General features: G+C 65.9%; 15 protein-coding genes. 12 read left to right on the forward strand and 3 right to left on the reverse strand.

Annotation, left to right across the window (positions count from 1 at the left end):
• Positions 1-78 precede the first annotated feature (78 nt).
• The 12 genes from prmB to HB634_RS07420 all read left to right on the forward strand — a co-directional run bounded on the left by prmB (position 79) and on the right by HB634_RS07420 (position 12910).
• Positions 79-999 carry a 50S ribosomal protein L3 N(5)-glutamine methyltransferase gene (gene prmB / locus HB634_RS07365; RefSeq protein WP_213948124.1) on the forward strand — a complete coding sequence of 307 codons (921 nt, stop codon included), beginning with the start codon at positions 79-81 and terminating at the stop codon, positions 997-999.
• A gap of 18 nt (positions 1000-1017) precedes the next feature.
• Positions 1018-2133 carry a chorismate synthase gene (aroC, locus tag HB634_RS07370; protein ID WP_213948125.1) on the forward strand — a complete coding sequence of 372 codons (1116 nt, stop codon included), beginning with the start codon at positions 1018-1020 and terminating at the stop codon, positions 2131-2133.
• On the forward strand, positions 2126-3124 hold the full coding sequence (locus HB634_RS07375) for a D-glycerate dehydrogenase (RefSeq protein ID WP_213948126.1): 999 nt from the start codon (positions 2126-2128) through the stop codon (positions 3122-3124). Before aroC ends, HB634_RS07375 begins: the two co-directional genes overlap by 8 nt.
• A gap of 31 nt (positions 3125-3155) precedes the next feature.
• Positions 3156-4184: an aspartate-semialdehyde dehydrogenase gene (locus tag HB634_RS07380; protein WP_063573739.1), complete on the forward strand. Its 1029-nt coding sequence runs from the start codon at positions 3156-3158 to the stop codon at positions 4182-4184.
• Positions 4184-4474, forward strand: coding sequence for a hypothetical protein (locus tag HB634_RS07385; RefSeq protein ID WP_213948127.1), 291 nt, complete (start codon positions 4184-4186; stop codon positions 4472-4474). The genes HB634_RS07380 and HB634_RS07385 overlap by 1 nt, the downstream gene beginning before the upstream one ends.
• Before the next feature lie 170 nt (positions 4475-4644).
• Positions 4645-7083, forward strand: coding sequence for a FimV/HubP family polar landmark protein (locus HB634_RS07390; protein ID WP_213948128.1), 2439 nt, complete (start codon positions 4645-4647; stop codon positions 7081-7083).
• 190 nt (positions 7084-7273) lie between these two features.
• Entirely contained in the window at positions 7274-8041 is a 768-nt protein-coding gene (gene truA, locus HB634_RS07395; protein WP_213948129.1) for a tRNA pseudouridine(38-40) synthase TruA, read from the forward strand.
• Positions 8038-8649 carry a phosphoribosylanthranilate isomerase gene (locus tag HB634_RS07400; RefSeq protein WP_213948130.1) on the forward strand — a complete coding sequence of 204 codons (612 nt, stop codon included), beginning with the start codon at positions 8038-8040 and terminating at the stop codon, positions 8647-8649. The genes truA and HB634_RS07400 overlap by 4 nt, the downstream gene beginning before the upstream one ends.
• Positions 8650-8659: 10 nt before the next feature.
• On the forward strand, positions 8660-9871 hold the full coding sequence (gene trpB / locus HB634_RS07405; protein ID WP_063572692.1) for a tryptophan synthase subunit beta: 1212 nt from the start codon (positions 8660-8662) through the stop codon (positions 9869-9871).
• Positions 9871-10671 (forward strand): tryptophan synthase subunit alpha, encoded by an 801-nt coding sequence (gene trpA, locus HB634_RS07410; protein ID WP_213948131.1) that lies wholly within the window; start codon positions 9871-9873, stop codon positions 10669-10671. The genes trpB and trpA overlap by 1 nt, the downstream gene beginning before the upstream one ends.
• A gap of 37 nt (positions 10672-10708) precedes the next feature.
• Positions 10709-11587, forward strand: a complete 879-nt coding sequence (accD, locus tag HB634_RS07415; protein ID WP_213948132.1) for an acetyl-CoA carboxylase, carboxyltransferase subunit beta — start codon at positions 10709-10711, stop codon at positions 11585-11587.
• Between the two features lie 984 nt (positions 11588-12571).
• On the forward strand, positions 12572-12910 hold the full coding sequence (locus tag HB634_RS07420) for an XRE family transcriptional regulator (protein ID WP_063573299.1): 339 nt from the start codon (positions 12572-12574) through the stop codon (positions 12908-12910).
• A 5-nt stretch (positions 12911-12915) separates the two neighbouring features.
• On the opposite strand, the gene HB634_RS07425 is transcribed toward HB634_RS07420, so the two are convergent.
• The 3 genes from HB634_RS07425 to HB634_RS07435 form a co-directional block, all read right to left on the reverse strand.
• Positions 12916-13263 carry a type II toxin-antitoxin system RelE/ParE family toxin gene (locus tag HB634_RS07425; RefSeq protein WP_213948133.1) on the reverse strand — a complete coding sequence of 116 codons (348 nt, stop codon included), beginning with the start codon at positions 13261-13263 and terminating at the stop codon, positions 12916-12918.
• 83 nt (positions 13264-13346) lie between these two features.
• On the reverse strand, positions 13347-13889 hold the full coding sequence (locus HB634_RS07430; RefSeq protein WP_255548418.1) for a phosphatase PAP2 family protein: 543 nt from the start codon (positions 13887-13889) through the stop codon (positions 13347-13349).
• Positions 13861-15021: a glycosyltransferase family 1 protein gene (locus tag HB634_RS07435; RefSeq protein WP_213948135.1), complete on the reverse strand. Its 1161-nt coding sequence runs from the start codon at positions 15019-15021 to the stop codon at positions 13861-13863. The genes HB634_RS07430 and HB634_RS07435 overlap by 29 nt, the downstream gene beginning before the upstream one ends.
• Between the last annotated feature and the right edge of the window lie 44 nt (positions 15022-15065).

Raw genomic sequence — 15065 nt, forward strand, 5'->3', positions numbered from 1 at the left:
CCCATCGCCGATGAATCGGCTCCTACAGAAAGCGGGGCGGCTATACTCACGAGCCAGCCACACCGAAAGCCCCAGCCCGTGACCAGCGAACTGTCCTCCATCATCGATTTCATCCGCTACGGCGCCAGCCGTTTCTCGGCCGCCGGCCTGACCTTCGGGCATAGCCACGACAATCCGATCGACGAAGCCACGCACCTGGTCCTGGCCGCCCTGCACCTGCCGCCGGACCTGCCGCCGGCGTATGGCACGGGCAAACTGGTGTCCGATGAGCGTGAGAAGGTCCTCGCCCTGATCGAGCGCCGTATTGCCGAGCGCGTGCCCGTGGCCTACCTGGTAGGCGAAACCTGGTTCGCCGGCCTGAAGTTCAAGAGCGACCGCCGCGCCCTCGTGCCGCGATCGCCCATTGCCGAGCTCATCGAAAGCCGTTTCACCCCGTGGCTGGACGACCGCCATGTGGAGCGCGCGCTCGACCTCTGCACAGGTTCGGGCTGTATCGGCATCGCCATGGCCGAGTACAACACCGACTGGCAGGTCGACCTGGTCGATGTCAGTGACGATGCGTTGTCGCTCGCCAACGAGAACATCTCCTACCAGCACGCCGAAGACCGCGTGCGGGCGATCAAGTCGGATCTCTTCGAAGGCGTGAAGGGCGAGGTCTACGACCTCATCGTCTCCAATCCGCCGTACGTCACCAATGACGAATACGCCGCCATGCCGGCCGAATATAGCCATGAACCGGTCCTCGGCCTGACATCCGGCGATGATGGACTGGACATCACGCTGCGCATCCTCGATGAAGCCGCCGACCATCTCAGCGAAGATGGCCTGCTGATCGTCGAAGTGGGTGACAGCGAGCATGCACTGGTCGCGCTGCTGCCGCGTTTGCCCTTCGTCTGGCTGGAGTTCAAGGTCGGCCAGATGGGCATCTTCGCGCTGGAGCGCCGCGACCTGCTCGAGCATGCCGCTGATATCGCCGCTGCGCGTGCCGCGAGAAACTAAACCCCTATCGGAAGCACCGTGTCCTCCAATACGTTCGGCAAGCTCCTCTCCGTCACCACGTTCGGCGAAAGCCATGGCCCGGCGATCGGGTGCGTGATCGACGGCTGTCCTCCCGGCCTCGCGCTCGATGCCGGTGAGTTCCGCGCCGACCTCGAGCGCCGTGCTACCGGGCGCTCGCGACATACTTCGCAGCGCCGTGAGGCGGACGACATCGAGATCCTTTCGGGGGTCTACGAGGGTGTCACCACCGGTACGCCGATCGCCTTGCTCATCCGCAATACGGATGCCCGCAGCAAGGATTACGGCAACATCCTCGATACCTTCCGCCCCGGCCACGCCGACTACACCTACTGGCAGAAGTACGGCGTGCGGGACCCCCGCGGCGGTGGCCGGTCCTCGGCACGCGAGACCACCATGCGCGTCGCCGCCGGTGTGGTGGCCAAGAAATGGCTGGCCGAACGTTACGGCGTGACCGTTCGCGGCCATGTCTCCCAGATCGGCGACGTCGTGCCTCGCGGCTTCGACGAGGCAGCTATCGAGACCAGCCCGTTCTTCTGGCCTGACGCCGCGCAGATTCCCGAACTCGAGTCCTATATGGACGCCTTGCGCAAGTCGGGCGATTCCGTCGGTGCGCGAGTCACTGTCATCGCGGACAACGTGCCGGCCGGCTGGGGCGAGCCCATCTACGGCAAGCTCGACGGCGAACTCGCCGCCGCCATGATGTCGATCAACGCGGTCAAGGGCGTGGAGATCGGCGACGGCTTTGCCGCCGTGGCCCAGCGCGGCAGCCAGCACCGCGACGAGATGACCGCCGATGGGTTCCTCTCCAACCACGCGGGCGGCATCCTCGGTGGCATCGCTTCGGGTCAGCCCGTGGTGGTCTCCATGGCGTTCAAGCCGACCTCCAGCATCCTGATTCCCGGCCGCAGCGTGGACCGGGCAGGGGAGCCGACCGAGGTCGTCACCAAGGGCCGCCACGATCCCTGCGTGGGTATCCGCGCCGTGCCCATCGCCGAAGCCATGCTGGCCCTTGTGCTGATGGACCAGGCCCTGCGCCATCGCGCCCAGTGCGGCGATGTGGGCGCGGTACCGCCGCGGATTCCCGGCACGCTGCAGGGGACATCGCATGACTAAGCCGAAGGTCTGGATATCCCGGCCGTTCTTCCCCGACATCATCGATCGCCTGCGTGATCATTTCTACGTGCACGCCGAGGCCGAAGAACGCGCGTTCTCCCCGGCTGAACTGGCCGAGCGGCTCGCCGATAGCGACGCCGCCATCGTCGGCCTCGCCGACAAGATCGACGGCAAGGTGCTCGAAGGCGCGCCGAAGCTACGCTTCGTGGCCAACCTGGGCGTGGGCTACAACAACCTCGATATCGATGCCCTGACCCGGCGTGGCGTCGGTGCGTCGAACACGCCCGATGTCCTCAACGAAACCGTGGCCGACTACGCCTGGGCGCTGATGCTTGCCGCCGCCCGCCGCGTCGGTGAGGCCGAACGTTGGCTTCGCGACGGCCAGTGGCACGGCTCGCGTTTCGAGGGCTGGCTGGGCGCGGATGTGCACGGCAAGACCATCGGCATCCTCGGCATGGGCCGGATCGGCCAGGCCATTGCCCGTCGTGCGGCCGGATTCCGGGCGCCGGTCATTTATCACAACCGGTCGCGGCTCGATGCCGCGCTCGAGCGCGAATGCGCGGCGACCTACGTCGACAAGGCCAGCCTGCTGGCCCGGTCCGACCATCTGATCCTGGTCCTGCCGTACACGCCGGAAAACCGCCATGCCATCGGCGAGGCCGAGCTGAAGGCCATGAAGCCGACCGCGGTTCTGGTGAATATCGCCCGCGGTGGCATCGTCGACGATGCCGCGCTGGCCCGAGCCCTGGCCGCCGGCACCATCGCCTCGGCGGGGGTCGATGTGTTCGAAGGCGAGCCTTCGGTACACCCCGATCTGCTGAAAATCGAAAATATCGTGCTCAGTCCGCACATCGCCAGCGCAAGTCGCGACACACGTCGCGATATGGCGGCGCTGGCTGTGGACAATGTGCTGGCGGCGTTCGGACATGGTCCTCACGCCGGCCGGCCACCCACGATCATCAATCCGGGTGTGCTGGCCGACGCCAGCTGACCTGTTCCTCCACGCCCTGACGAAAGCGAAAATGAGCAAGAAGACGAGTTACAAGGTGGCCATGGTGGGTGCGACCGGCGCAGTCGGCGAAACCCTCCTTTCGATCCTCGCCGAACGGGACTTCCCGGTTAGCGAACTGGTTCCCCTGGCGAGCGAGCGCTCGGCGGGCGGTACGGTCGACTTCGCCGGAAAACCTTACGTCGTCCAGGATCTCGCCAAATACGACTTCGAGGGCGTGGATATCGCCTTCTTCTCGGCCGGCGGTTCGGTGAGTCGCGAGCACGCGCCGCGTGCCGCCGCTGCCGGTGCCGTCGTGATCGATAACACCTCCGAGTTCCGCTACCAGGACGACATCCCCCTGGTGGTCGCCGAGGTGAACCCGCACGCGATCGTCGATTACACGGTGCGCGGCATCATCGCCAATCCGAACTGCTCGACCATGGGCATGCTGGTGGCGCTGGCCCCCATCCACCGCGAGGTGGGCATCGAGCGAATCAACGTCGCCACCTACCAGTCGGTGTCCGGCGCAGGTCGTAGCGGTCTCGAGGAGCTCGGCAAGCAGACCGCCCAGATGCTCAACTTCCAGCCGGTCGAAAGCGCGAAATTTCCGGCGCAGATCGCTTTCAACGTCATCCCGCAGATCGACGACTTCCAGCCTAACGGCTATACCAAGGAAGAAATGAAGATGGTCTGGGAGACCCGGAAGATCCTCGAGGATCCAACGATCCAGGTGAACCCGACGGCTGTCCGCGTACCGGTGTTCTACGGTCACGCGGAAGCGGTGCACATCGAGACCCGCGAGAAAATCACGGCCGAACGCGCCCGCGAACTGCTCGAGAAGGCGCCGGGCGTGGTCGTGAAGGACGAGCGGAAGCCCGGCGGTTACCCGACCCCTGTCGGCGATGCCGCCGGCCAGGATCCGGTCTACGTCGGCCGCATCCGCGAAGACATTTCCCATGAGCGCGGCCTCGACCTCTGGGTCGTGGCCGACAACATCCGCAAGGGTGCGGCACTCAACGCCGTGCAGATCGCGGAGATCCTGATCGAGGACTATCTGTAATGACCCATCGCGCCGCCATCGCCTGCCTGCTCGTCGTGTCCTCGCCCCTGGCGATCGCCGCCCAGCAAACCCAGACGAAGGCGGCGCAGGCCGACCCGGCCGCCGCCACCCGCGCCAGGGTGACGGCGGTGCACGGGGAGGTGCAGGCCGAGGACACCAACGTGCGGCAGCTCAAGGCACGCGTCGATGCGCTGGAGTCGGATACACAAGCCGCAAGCCGCCAGCTGGACGATCGGGACCGGAAAATCGCCGAACTCGAGCGTCAGCTGGACGCCCAGCGCAAGCCATAACATGTAAGGGGGGCGTGTACGGGCCTCGTGAACGACAGCAACGTTGTCGTGTAACTGCCCGTAGTCGCTATTGTTAGTTGTTGCTGGGGTGCACTACAGTGGCGCCTTCGCGGCCGACCGCCCGAAAGAGGCGTGCCGTCAGCATGGTATTAGTTCGGGGGAAGCGAGTGATGAACCGTACGTTGAAGCTGTCGATCATGCTGGCGCTTGCCACGGGGGGCGGACATGCCCTGGCGCAGGACCTGGGCGCTGTCCAGGTGCGCTCGACCATGGACCAGCCGCTGGTAGCGGAAATTCCACTGACTGGGGTGTCGGCCAAGGCCGATAACATCCATGTCGCCCTCGCCTCGGAAGAGGCGTTCTCGCGTGCGGGTCTGAACCGCAGTGGTCTGCCTGTGGCGCTTAGCTTCGCGGTGGGCAAGAACGCCAGTGGCCAGCCGGTCATCAAGGTGACCAGTAGCGCGCCGATACGCGATACCTATCTCGACTTCCTCGTCGAGGTCTCGACCGACGGCAACAAGGTCGTCCGCGAGATCACGATGCTGCTCGACCCGCCGGGCACGCCGGCATCGACGGCCGGCGCCACGGCCAGCACGCCTGCGGCCAAGCCGTCGCGGACGTCGGAGGTGCCCTCTCGCGTGCCTGCGCGCAGCGAGTCGCGGGCTTCGCGTAGCGAAGCGACCCCGGCGGCGCCCCGCGCCGCCGCCGCTCCCTCGGGCGCCAGCGATGGCTCGGTCACGGTTCAACGTGGCCAGAACCTCTCGACGATCGCTCGCGATCACACCAGTGGCGCCGACATCAACCAGGTCCTGCTGGCGCTGCACAAGGCCAATCCGGACGCCTTCTTCCGGGACAATATCAACGCGCTGAAAACCGGTGCGGTATTGCGCATCCCTTCCACCGACGACATCCAGGCCCAGTCGGCCGCGGCTGCTCTGGCGGAAGTACGCCGCCAGAACGAGGCATGGCGCTCGGGCACGGCGCGTTCGCCCTCGGTGGTTGCCGACGCAGCCTCCACCGGCGCAGCACAGGGCCCGGCCAAGGCCGCTGCTCCCGCCAACGATCGCCTGGCCATCGTCCCCTCGAAGGAGGGCGGCGACGCCGCTTCCACCCGAGCCGGTACGAAGGACGGCAAGGGCGACGCCCAGGTCGCCGGCCTGAAGCAGGAACTGACGACCTCGCAGGAGTCCGTCGCCTCGCTCAAGCAGCAGGGCGCCGAGCTGAAGTCGCGCATTGGCGACCTCGAAGAGATCAACACGAAGAACCAGCGCCTGATCAGCCTGAAGGACTCGGAAATTGCCGAGCTCCAGCGCAAGCTGGCTGAAACGCGCAAGGCCGCGGGGCAGCCCGCACCGGCCGCCACGGCGGCTGCGCCGGCTCAGGAAGCAGCGGCTGCCGCGCCTGCCGCCACGCCGGCAGCAGCTTCGACGGCTGCTTCGACGGCCGCCACCGTGCCTGCGCATGCGGCCACGGTGGCCGCTCCCGCTGTCGTCACGACGCCGGTCCAGGCACCCGCCGCGGCGTCGCCGGCTCCGGCCGCCAAGCCCCCCGTGCATAAGTTCAGCCCGGCGCCGGTCGTGGAAGACGATCCCTGGTATCTGCAGACCTGGGCTTGGGGCGGCGGCGCGATCGTCATCCTCCTGCTTCTGGTGGCAGCCGTGTTCGGCCGGAAGAAGCCCTCGGCCGTGGCCGGACCCGCCTCGGCCTCGCTGGCCGATCGTTTCGCGCGTGAACCGAACTTCGACACCTTCGGCCACAACGATGCGATGGACCAGGACCAGCGCGAGATCCTGGACGCGCTGGCCGAGCACCCGGACGATATCGGCCTGCACCTGGAGCTGGTGAGCCTGTACTACGGTCGCCGCGACGTCGAACATTTCGAAGCCGCTGCCGAGGCGATGTTCGCCCACGTCGCGGATCCCGAGCAGCCGGAATGGCGCGAAGTGGTGACGATGGGCGAAGACCTCGCTCCCACCCATCCGCTGTTCGGTGGCGTGCCGGTCGACGAGATCGACGAGCCGTACGACCATTACGAACCCGGTCACGTGCATTCCGCCGATGAGGCCGCTGCGCTGGAGCAGTTCGATCTGGGCACGTACGTCACCGGTGCGGACGAGGAAGATCGTCCCGCCGTGCAGGCGCCGCAGAAGCACAGCGAATACCACTTCAACTTCGACCTGACGCCGGTGCAGCGCGCCGAGGCCGATCGCCGCCCCAACGCACCGGACGTCTTTGACGTCGATGCACCGGACTCCCTCTACACCGAGGTGCCGGCACACGGTTCGACCGACCACGGTTTGAACGAGCCGGTTCCGGTGAGCGACGATCGTGCGTCCTGGTCGTTCAACGAAGAGACCGAAGCGGCTGCTACATCCGCCCACGACCTCCCGCGTTTCGACGAGCCGAACTTCCCGGACGAAGAGCCGATCGCCGATCACAATCCGGAAAGCTTCAGCGATGACCCGGTCGACACCAAACTCGACCTGGCCCGCGCCTATCTCGACATGGGCGACGCCGAAGGCGCACGCCTCATGCTCGACGAGGTGCTGTCCGAAGGCACGCAGATGCAGAAAGACACCGCCAAGCGGATCCTCAACGACATCGTCTGACGATCGCCCTGCTGACTACCTGCATGCCTCTATGTAGGAGCCGATTCATCGGCGATGCCCTTGTAGGAGCCGATTCATCGGCGAGCTCTGAACAGAAGCCCCGGCCACCCCGGGGCTTCTGCATGTGTGGGCCGGCTATGCCGGCGATGGGGTGCTACCCTTTACCGTTTCCACCGTACCGAACCGCCCCATGCGTATTGCCCTTGGCGTCGAATACGACGGCACCGACTTCCTTGGCTGGCAGCGGCTGAGTCACGCGAAGACCGTCCAGGGTTCGCTGGAGCGGGCGCTCAGCTTCGTCGCCCATACCCCGATCGAGGTGACCGCCGCCGGCCGCACCGACGCGGGCGTGCATGGCCGTTGCCAGGTCGTGCACTTCGACACCGACGTGGTTCGCGACCTGCGCGGCTGGATTCTCGGCGCCTGTTCCAATCTGCCGCATTCGGTGGCAGTCACCTGGGCCCAGCCGGTCCCGGACGATTTCCACGCGCGTTTTTCCGCGCGCGGGCGCCGTTATCGCTACCGCATCCTGCCGCGTTTCGTCCGGCCTGCGCTCGATGCGCGTTTCGTCGCCTGGGAGCGGCGCCAGCTCGACGCCGAAGCAATGAACGAGGCGGCACAGGCGATCGTCGGCGAGCACGACTTTTCCGCATTTCGGGCCATTTCCTGCCAGGCCGTGCATGCGCGCCGCAACGTGCGTTCGATCCGCGTGTTTCGCGAAGACATCCATGTCGTGGTGGAGATCGAGGCGAATGCCTTCCTGCACCACATGGTCCGCAATATCGTCGGCTCGCTGCTGCCGATCGGTCGTGGCGAGCAGGACGCCGGCTGGATGGCCGAACTGCTCGCCGGCCGCAACCGTGAGGTGGCCGGTGCGACGGCGCCTGCCGAAGGCCTGACGTTTATCGGCCCTCTCTACGAATCCCATTGGGGCCTGCCGGCGGAAGTGACGCTATGACCCGGATCAAGTTCTGCGGCCTTACCCGGCTCGAGGATGTCGAGCTGGCTGCGCGGCTGGGCGTCGATGCCATCGGTTTCGTCATGACCCGCCGGAGCAAGCGATACATCGAGCCGACTGCCGCCGCGCGCCTGCGCGACGCCCTGCCTCCCTACATCACGAGCGTGGCGCTGGTGATGGACGATGAGCCTGCGTATATCGACGAAGTGCTGCGCGTGCTGCGTCCGGACATGCTTCAGTTCCACGGTGGCGAAACCGACGAGGCATGCGCTGCGTTTGGTGTGCGCTACACGAAGGCCATCGCCATGGGTGAGGGCGAGGGCGCGCTCGAACGCCTCCGGCAGTTCCCGCGGGCAGCCGGTCTGCTCCTCGACGGCCACGGCCTTGGCGAGCAGGGCGGCAGTGGCCAGCGCTTCGACTGGTCGCTCATGCCGAAGGATCTTGCGCAGCCGCTGATCCTGGCCGGTGGCCTGGATGCCGACAACGTGGCGGAGGCCATTCGCGTGGCGCGGCCCTGGGCGGTGGATGTCTCCAGCGGGATCGAGTCGTCGCCCGGCATTAAGGATCGGGCTAAGATGGAACGCTTCATTTCTGCTGTACGAAGATAACGAGAAGGCAATGACCGAGATTGCGGATTTCCACGCCTACCCGGATGCGCATGGTCGCTTCGGGGCTTACGGCGGCATCTACGTGGCTGAGACGCTCATGGAGCCACTCGCCGAACTGACCGCTGCTTATGAGAAGTTGCGGAAGGATCCCGCTTTCATCGCCGAGCTCGATCGCGACCTCAAGTACTACGTCGGTCGTCCCAGCCCGGTGTATCACGCTGAGCGCCTTTCCGCGCATGTCGGCGGCGCGCGCATCCTGCTCAAGCGTGAAGACCTGAACCATACGGGCGCGCACAAAATCAACAACACGGTGGGCCAGGCGCTTGTGGCCCGGCACATGGGCAAGACCCGGATCATCGCCGAGACCGGTGCTGGCCAGCACGGCGTGGCCAGCGCGACGGTTGCCGCGCGCATGGGCCTGAAGTGCGTGGTCTACATGGGCGCCGTGGACATCGAGCGCCAGAAAATCAACGTCTACCGCATGCGTCTGCTCGGCGCCGACGTGGTGCCGGTCACGTCAGGCTCGAAGACGCTGAAAGATGCGCTCAACGAAGCGATGCGCGACTGGGTGACCAACGTCGCGGACACCTTCTACATTATCGGCACGGTGGCGGGTCCGCATCCGTATCCGCAGATGGTTCGAGACTTCAATGCCATCGTCGGGCGCGAAGCGCGCGAGCAGGTGCTCGAGCAGTTCGGTCGCCTGCCGGACGTGATCACGGCGTGTGTCGGTGGCGGATCGAACGCGATCGGCCTGTTTCACGCCTTCCTCAACGACCGCGATGTGCGCATCGTGGGTGCTGAGGCTGCGGGTGATGGCATCGAAACCGGTCGGCATGCCGCCTCGCTCGCTGCGGGCAAGCCGGGCGTGCTGCACGGTAACCGCACCTACGTGCTGTCGGATGCCAATGGACAGATCGTCGAGACGCATTCCGTCTCCGCCGGCCTGGACTACCCGGGCGTCGGTCCCGAGCATGCCTTCCTGAAAGACGCCGGCCGTGCCGAGTACGTCGGCATCACCGACGACGAAGCGCTGGAGGCCTTCCACCTGCTGGCGCGCACCGAGGGCATCCTCGCCGCGCTGGAGTCGAGCCACGCCATCGCCCAGGGCATCAAGCTCGCGCGTGAACTGCCCAAGGACGGCCTGGTGCTCGTCAATCTTTCCGGTCGTGGCGACAAGGACGTGCACACGATCGCCGAGCGTGAAGGAATCGAACTCTGATGAGCCGTATCGAACGCCGTTTCGCGGCGCTGAAGGCCGCCGGTCGCACCGGTCTGATTCCTTTCGTCACCGCGGGAGATCCACTGCCCGACGCCGTCGTGCCGATGTTGCACGCCCTGGTTGCCGCCGGCGCCGACGTGATCGAGCTGGGGGTACCGTTTTCCGACCCCATGGCCGATGGCCCGGTGATCCAGCACGCGAGTGAGCGTGCTATCGGCAAAGGCGTCGGGTTGCACAACGTGCTTGCCTGGGTCGCAGCATTCCGTGAGACCGACGATGAAACACCGATCGTCCTGATGGGCTATCTCAATCCGGTCGAAATGTACGGTTATGAGGAGTTCGCCGAAGATGCCATAGAGAAGGGCGTCGATGGCGTCCTTATGGTGGATTGTCCGCTCGAGGAGTCGCACGTGCTCGCGCCGCTCCGTGCGGTGGGTCTCGACCAGATCCTGCTGGCCTCGCCGACCACTACCGAGATGCGCCTGGCCGCCCTGAGCGAGGCGGCTTCGGGGTTCCTGTATTATGTGTCGTTCGCTGGCATCACCGGCGCGGCCCAGCTGAGCACCGGCGACATCGCCGAGCGCGTGGCAGGCATCCGGGCCCGGTCGAAGGCTCCGGTGGCCGTCGGTTTTGGTGTTCGCGACGCGGCAAGTGCCGTGGCGATTGGCGCCTTTGCCGACGCCGTGGTCATCGGCAGCGCCCTGGTCGATCGCCTCTCCGGCGCGACCTCGGCGGACGATCTCGCCGGCAGGGCACACGACTTCCTCGCGCCGATCCGCGCTGCGCTCGACGCGCGCTGAACGGCCGTTGGGTTAGAACAGATACACGGAGAGAACCATGAACTGGCTGCAGAAAATCATGACGCCGAAGACCCGCGCGCAGCAGCGCGCGGCCGGCGACAACAAGGGCAAGGTGCCCGAGGGCGTGTGGGAAAAGTGTGCCGGTTGCGGCACCGTCCTTTACAAGCCGGAGTTGGAAAAGTCGCTGATGGTGTGCCCGAAGTGCGGTCACCACCACGCGATCAGTGCGCGTGTTCGTCTGAATGCCTTCTTCGATGAGGGCAGCACCACCGAGCTTTGGCCGAAGATGGAAGCGGTCGATGCGCTGAAGTTCAAGGACCAGAAAAAGTACAAGGACCGCGTCGCTGCCGCTCAGAAGGCAACGGGCGAGAAAGACGCGCTCATCGCGATGTCCGGCCGCCTGCTGGATCGCCCGGTGGTGTCGGTGGCCTTCGAATTCGCCTTCATGGGCGGCTCAATGGGTTCGGTGGTCGGCGAGAAGTTCGCCCGTGCCGCTGAGCGCGCCCTGGCCGACAAGAGTGCCTTGGTCTGCTTCGCCGCCACGGGTGGCGCGCGCATGCAGGAAGGCCTGTTCTCGCTGATGCAGATGGCGAAGACCTCGGCCGCCCTGGCACGGATGCGCGACGCTGGCGTGCCGTACATCTCGGTGCTCACGCATCCGACCACCGGTGGCGTCTCCGCAAGCCTGGGCATGCTGGGTGACATCAACGTGGCTGAGCCGAAGGCGCTTATCGGCTTCGCCGGTCCGCGCGTCATCGAGCAGACCGTTCGCGAGACCCTGCCGGAGGGCTTCCAGCGTCCCGACTTCCTGGTCGAGCACGGCGCCATCGACGTTATCGTCGACCGCCGCGAAATGCGCGACAAGCTCGGCGCGATGCTCGGCATCATGCAGAAGGCGCCGCGCGCCGCGGCGTGATATGTGGGAGCCGCTTCAGCGGCGATATCCACGTTGCCGAAACCCTTCGCCGTGACAGCGTGTTATCGCGGAGCAAGCAAGCCCGACTCAGGTCGGGCTTTTTTTTGGTTCTTCGCGGAATGCCGGGGACGCTGAAGACGGTGAGGCGCAGAGCCGTCGGCGTGCAGACGTCGCGGCGCAGAGCCTTCGGTGCCCACCCTCGCTGCTCAGACACGTCCTCCGCGTTTCGTAGCGGAAAGGCCGCTGCGCGGCCGTGTACTTATTTGGCCTGCGGCCGCTCCACTTGTGCGGAACTCGCCTCGAGAGTGGGCACCGAAGGCTCTCCCGGACCGTGAGGTTCGCGTGGGTCGAGCCAAAGCGCGCGGCAGCGTCGTCGGCAGGCACGCCGGCACGCAGGCACAGACGCGAGGACGTGACCGGCAACCGGTGCCAGCAACCGCTTCCGCATCGGCGCGGGTTCCGGGACCGGCCGGTCCCGACGACGGCACCACGCAACGGCTCTCCTTCCCGCTGACCGTATCGTCGTGAGAGACCTTGGTGTCCACCCTCGAGGCGAGTTCCGCACAAGTGGAGCGGCCGTAGGCCAAATAGAACCATGGGCCGCGTGAGCGGCCTTTCCTTGTCGAACGCGGAGGACGTGTCTGAGCAGCGAGGGTGGGCACCAAGGTCTCCCCGCGAGACGCCCAAGTGTAGAGAGCGATGGCAAAGCCGAGCCCGCGAAGCCGAAGGCGAGCCATGCGCGAGGTGCGAGGTGCGAGGTGTGACGTGCGACGTGCGACGTGCGACGTGCGAAAGACTGCCCCGCCTGAAGCCCGTGCGGCCGGGCCCCGGTCTTCCGCGAAGCTCTTTTTTTGGCGGAGAGCCGCGACGTGCACGTTCCGGTCGCCGCGCTGATACGACGCGTCTGCAAACCCTGACGGGAATCGCCTTGACGAGGTCATCCGGGTGGGTAATATACAGAAAACCGTATATCCGAGACTCCCCATGTCGAATGTCCCTAACGATCCACACCGGCTTCGCTACGAAAATCCGTTCGACGCGATCACCGACGATCCGGCCGAGGCGGCTGACCTGCAGTACCGGTCCCGAGTCATGGCCGCGCTTCGCGAATACTTCAAGGCAAAGGCCCTGAGTCAGGCAGACATTGGCGAGGTGCTCGGTGTGCCGCAACCCAGGGTAAGCGAGCTGATGACAGGCAAGATCACAGCCTTGTCCTCTGCAACGCTCAACGGTTACATGGGGCGTATCCGCGTCGGCATCATGGTTTCGTTCGAGCCGGAACCTATCGGTCGGATCGAGGCTCGCGCAGTCGAGTACGCATAGGCGCGTTAGCCTCTGTCACGTACGCGTCCCATGAGTTCCTTGTATCGTGCGCTCGCCGTTGCGATGTTTTTCGTATCAACACCGTTGGTCGATTTTGCGAAGGCATGTAGGACGAACAACGTATCGAGGTATTTCAGGCAGCACACGACCCGGTGGGCAGGGCTCCCGTTGCGCTTTAGTTCGAATGCTCCCTTGCCAACGCTGCCCACCAGGTAAGTGATGGACGAAGAGGGAGAAAGTCCTTGCTGAAGTGAGTCGAAGTCAGACAGGAAGGCCGTCTGCTCATCCACAGGCAATGCGCGAAAATCCCGCTTCGCGGCAGCGGAAACGAATTCGAATCCTTTCTTCACCACGACGTGCTCCGGTAAACCCGGAGCAAAGCATCGTGATTCGCATTATCCCTGTATGTCGGCTAATGCCTCCGGTTGGCCTGGCTTCAAACCAACACGCGCTCAGCCCACAACGACAGCGTCCCGAGACCCGCGCCGATCACCGTCGCAGCCAGTACATCGCTCGGGTAATGCAGGCCGAGCACCACGCGGGACGCGCCGACGAGCGCCGCAAAACCGATCAGGAACGGCGCCAGGATGGGGTAGTGCGCCACCGCGACGACGGTGAATGCGACGGCCTGCAACGTGTGGCCGGACGGGAAACTGAACTCGTCCAGTGGCGGCACGTGCGCGATCACGCCGGGACAGGTGCGGAACGGGCGCGGGCGGCGCGTCCAGCGCTTTAATACGCGATAGAGCATCAGTGCGGTCAGACCGGTCACGGCCATCTGTGCCGCCACGGCGACGCCGTGCCAGCCGCCGACCAGTGCGATGACCGTCATCAGCGAATACCAGAACACGCCATCACCCAGCCGGCTGATGGCGCCGAAGAAGATGCCGATGGCCCGGCGCGCGCCCCAGCGATTGGCGGCGACGCACATGCGCCGGTCGAGGCTCGCCCTACGCGGCGACGGCGGTGCTGCGTTCATGGACATTCTCCTCGGAAAGGGACCGCATGATGGCTTCGAAGTCGTTCACGACGGACTCGGGCGAAAGGCCGGCGACGGAGGCGCGGGCTGCATGGCCCATGGCTGTGCGCACCGTGGTATCCGCACCGAGGGTGGCGGCGCGTTCGATCAGGCCACCTTCGTTGCCTGGCGCGACACGAATACCGTTCTGCCCGTTGCGGATGAACTCACGCGCGGCGGCTTCGGCGTAGGCGACGACCGGTATGCCCGATGCCATCGCCTCGAGTACCACGTTGCCGAAGGTTTCCGTGAGGCTGGGGAAGACGAACAGGTCAGCGCTGGCGTAGAACGCCGCCAGCTCCTCACCACGACGCGTACCGGCGAAGATCACGTCCGGATTGGCCGCCTCGAGTGCGGCGCGCCCCGGACCGTCGCCGACGATGACGCAGCGGGCCTGTGGCACCCGCCGAACCAGGGCACGATAGGCCTCGATGACAACGTGCAAATTCTTTTCGGGCGCGACGCGTCCCACGCTGAGCACCACTGGTGTATCGGCACCGGCGCCCCAGCTCTCGCGCAGCGCGTCGTTGCGATGCTCCGGATGGAAGCGCGCGGTATCGACGCCGCGGCGCAGGACGCGCACGTCATGCACGCCGAGATCGTTGAGCTCGCCCGCCAGCTGGCCGGTGGGCACCAGGGTGGTCTGCGCTCGGCGATGGAAGCGGGCGAGATAGCGGCGCACGAAAGGCGTGAGTGCGCCGAAACCGTAATGGCCCACGTAGAAGTCGAAGCGTGTGTGGAAACCGGTCGCGACCGGAATGCCGAGTCGGCGAGCAGCGCTGACAGCAGTCCAGCCGAGGGGGCCTTCCGTCGCCACATAGATCGCGTCCGGGCGCTCTGCGCGCCAGCGGCGTTCGATACGGAAGCGGGCAGGGAGGCCAAAGCGAAGGCCGGAGTATCGCGGCATCGCGGCGCCTTCGACGGCGAGGACATCCATGCCCGCGTCGGCCAGCGGTGGCGTATCCGGGTGGATCGGCCGGATGAGGTCGACCGTGTGCCCTCGCCGGACAAGTCCGCGGGCGAGCGTCTGGACGGTAAGGGCTACCCCGTTCACGTCCGGTGCGTAGGTCTCGGTGACGATGCCCACTCGCATGGCGGTGCCCCTTCTGGCCTGGCTTGACGCATGCTCGCGCAATG

It is taken from the genome of Luteibacter sp. dw_328 (assembly GCF_018449605.1).
Lineage (GTDB): Bacteria > Pseudomonadota > Gammaproteobacteria > Xanthomonadales > Rhodanobacteraceae > Luteibacter.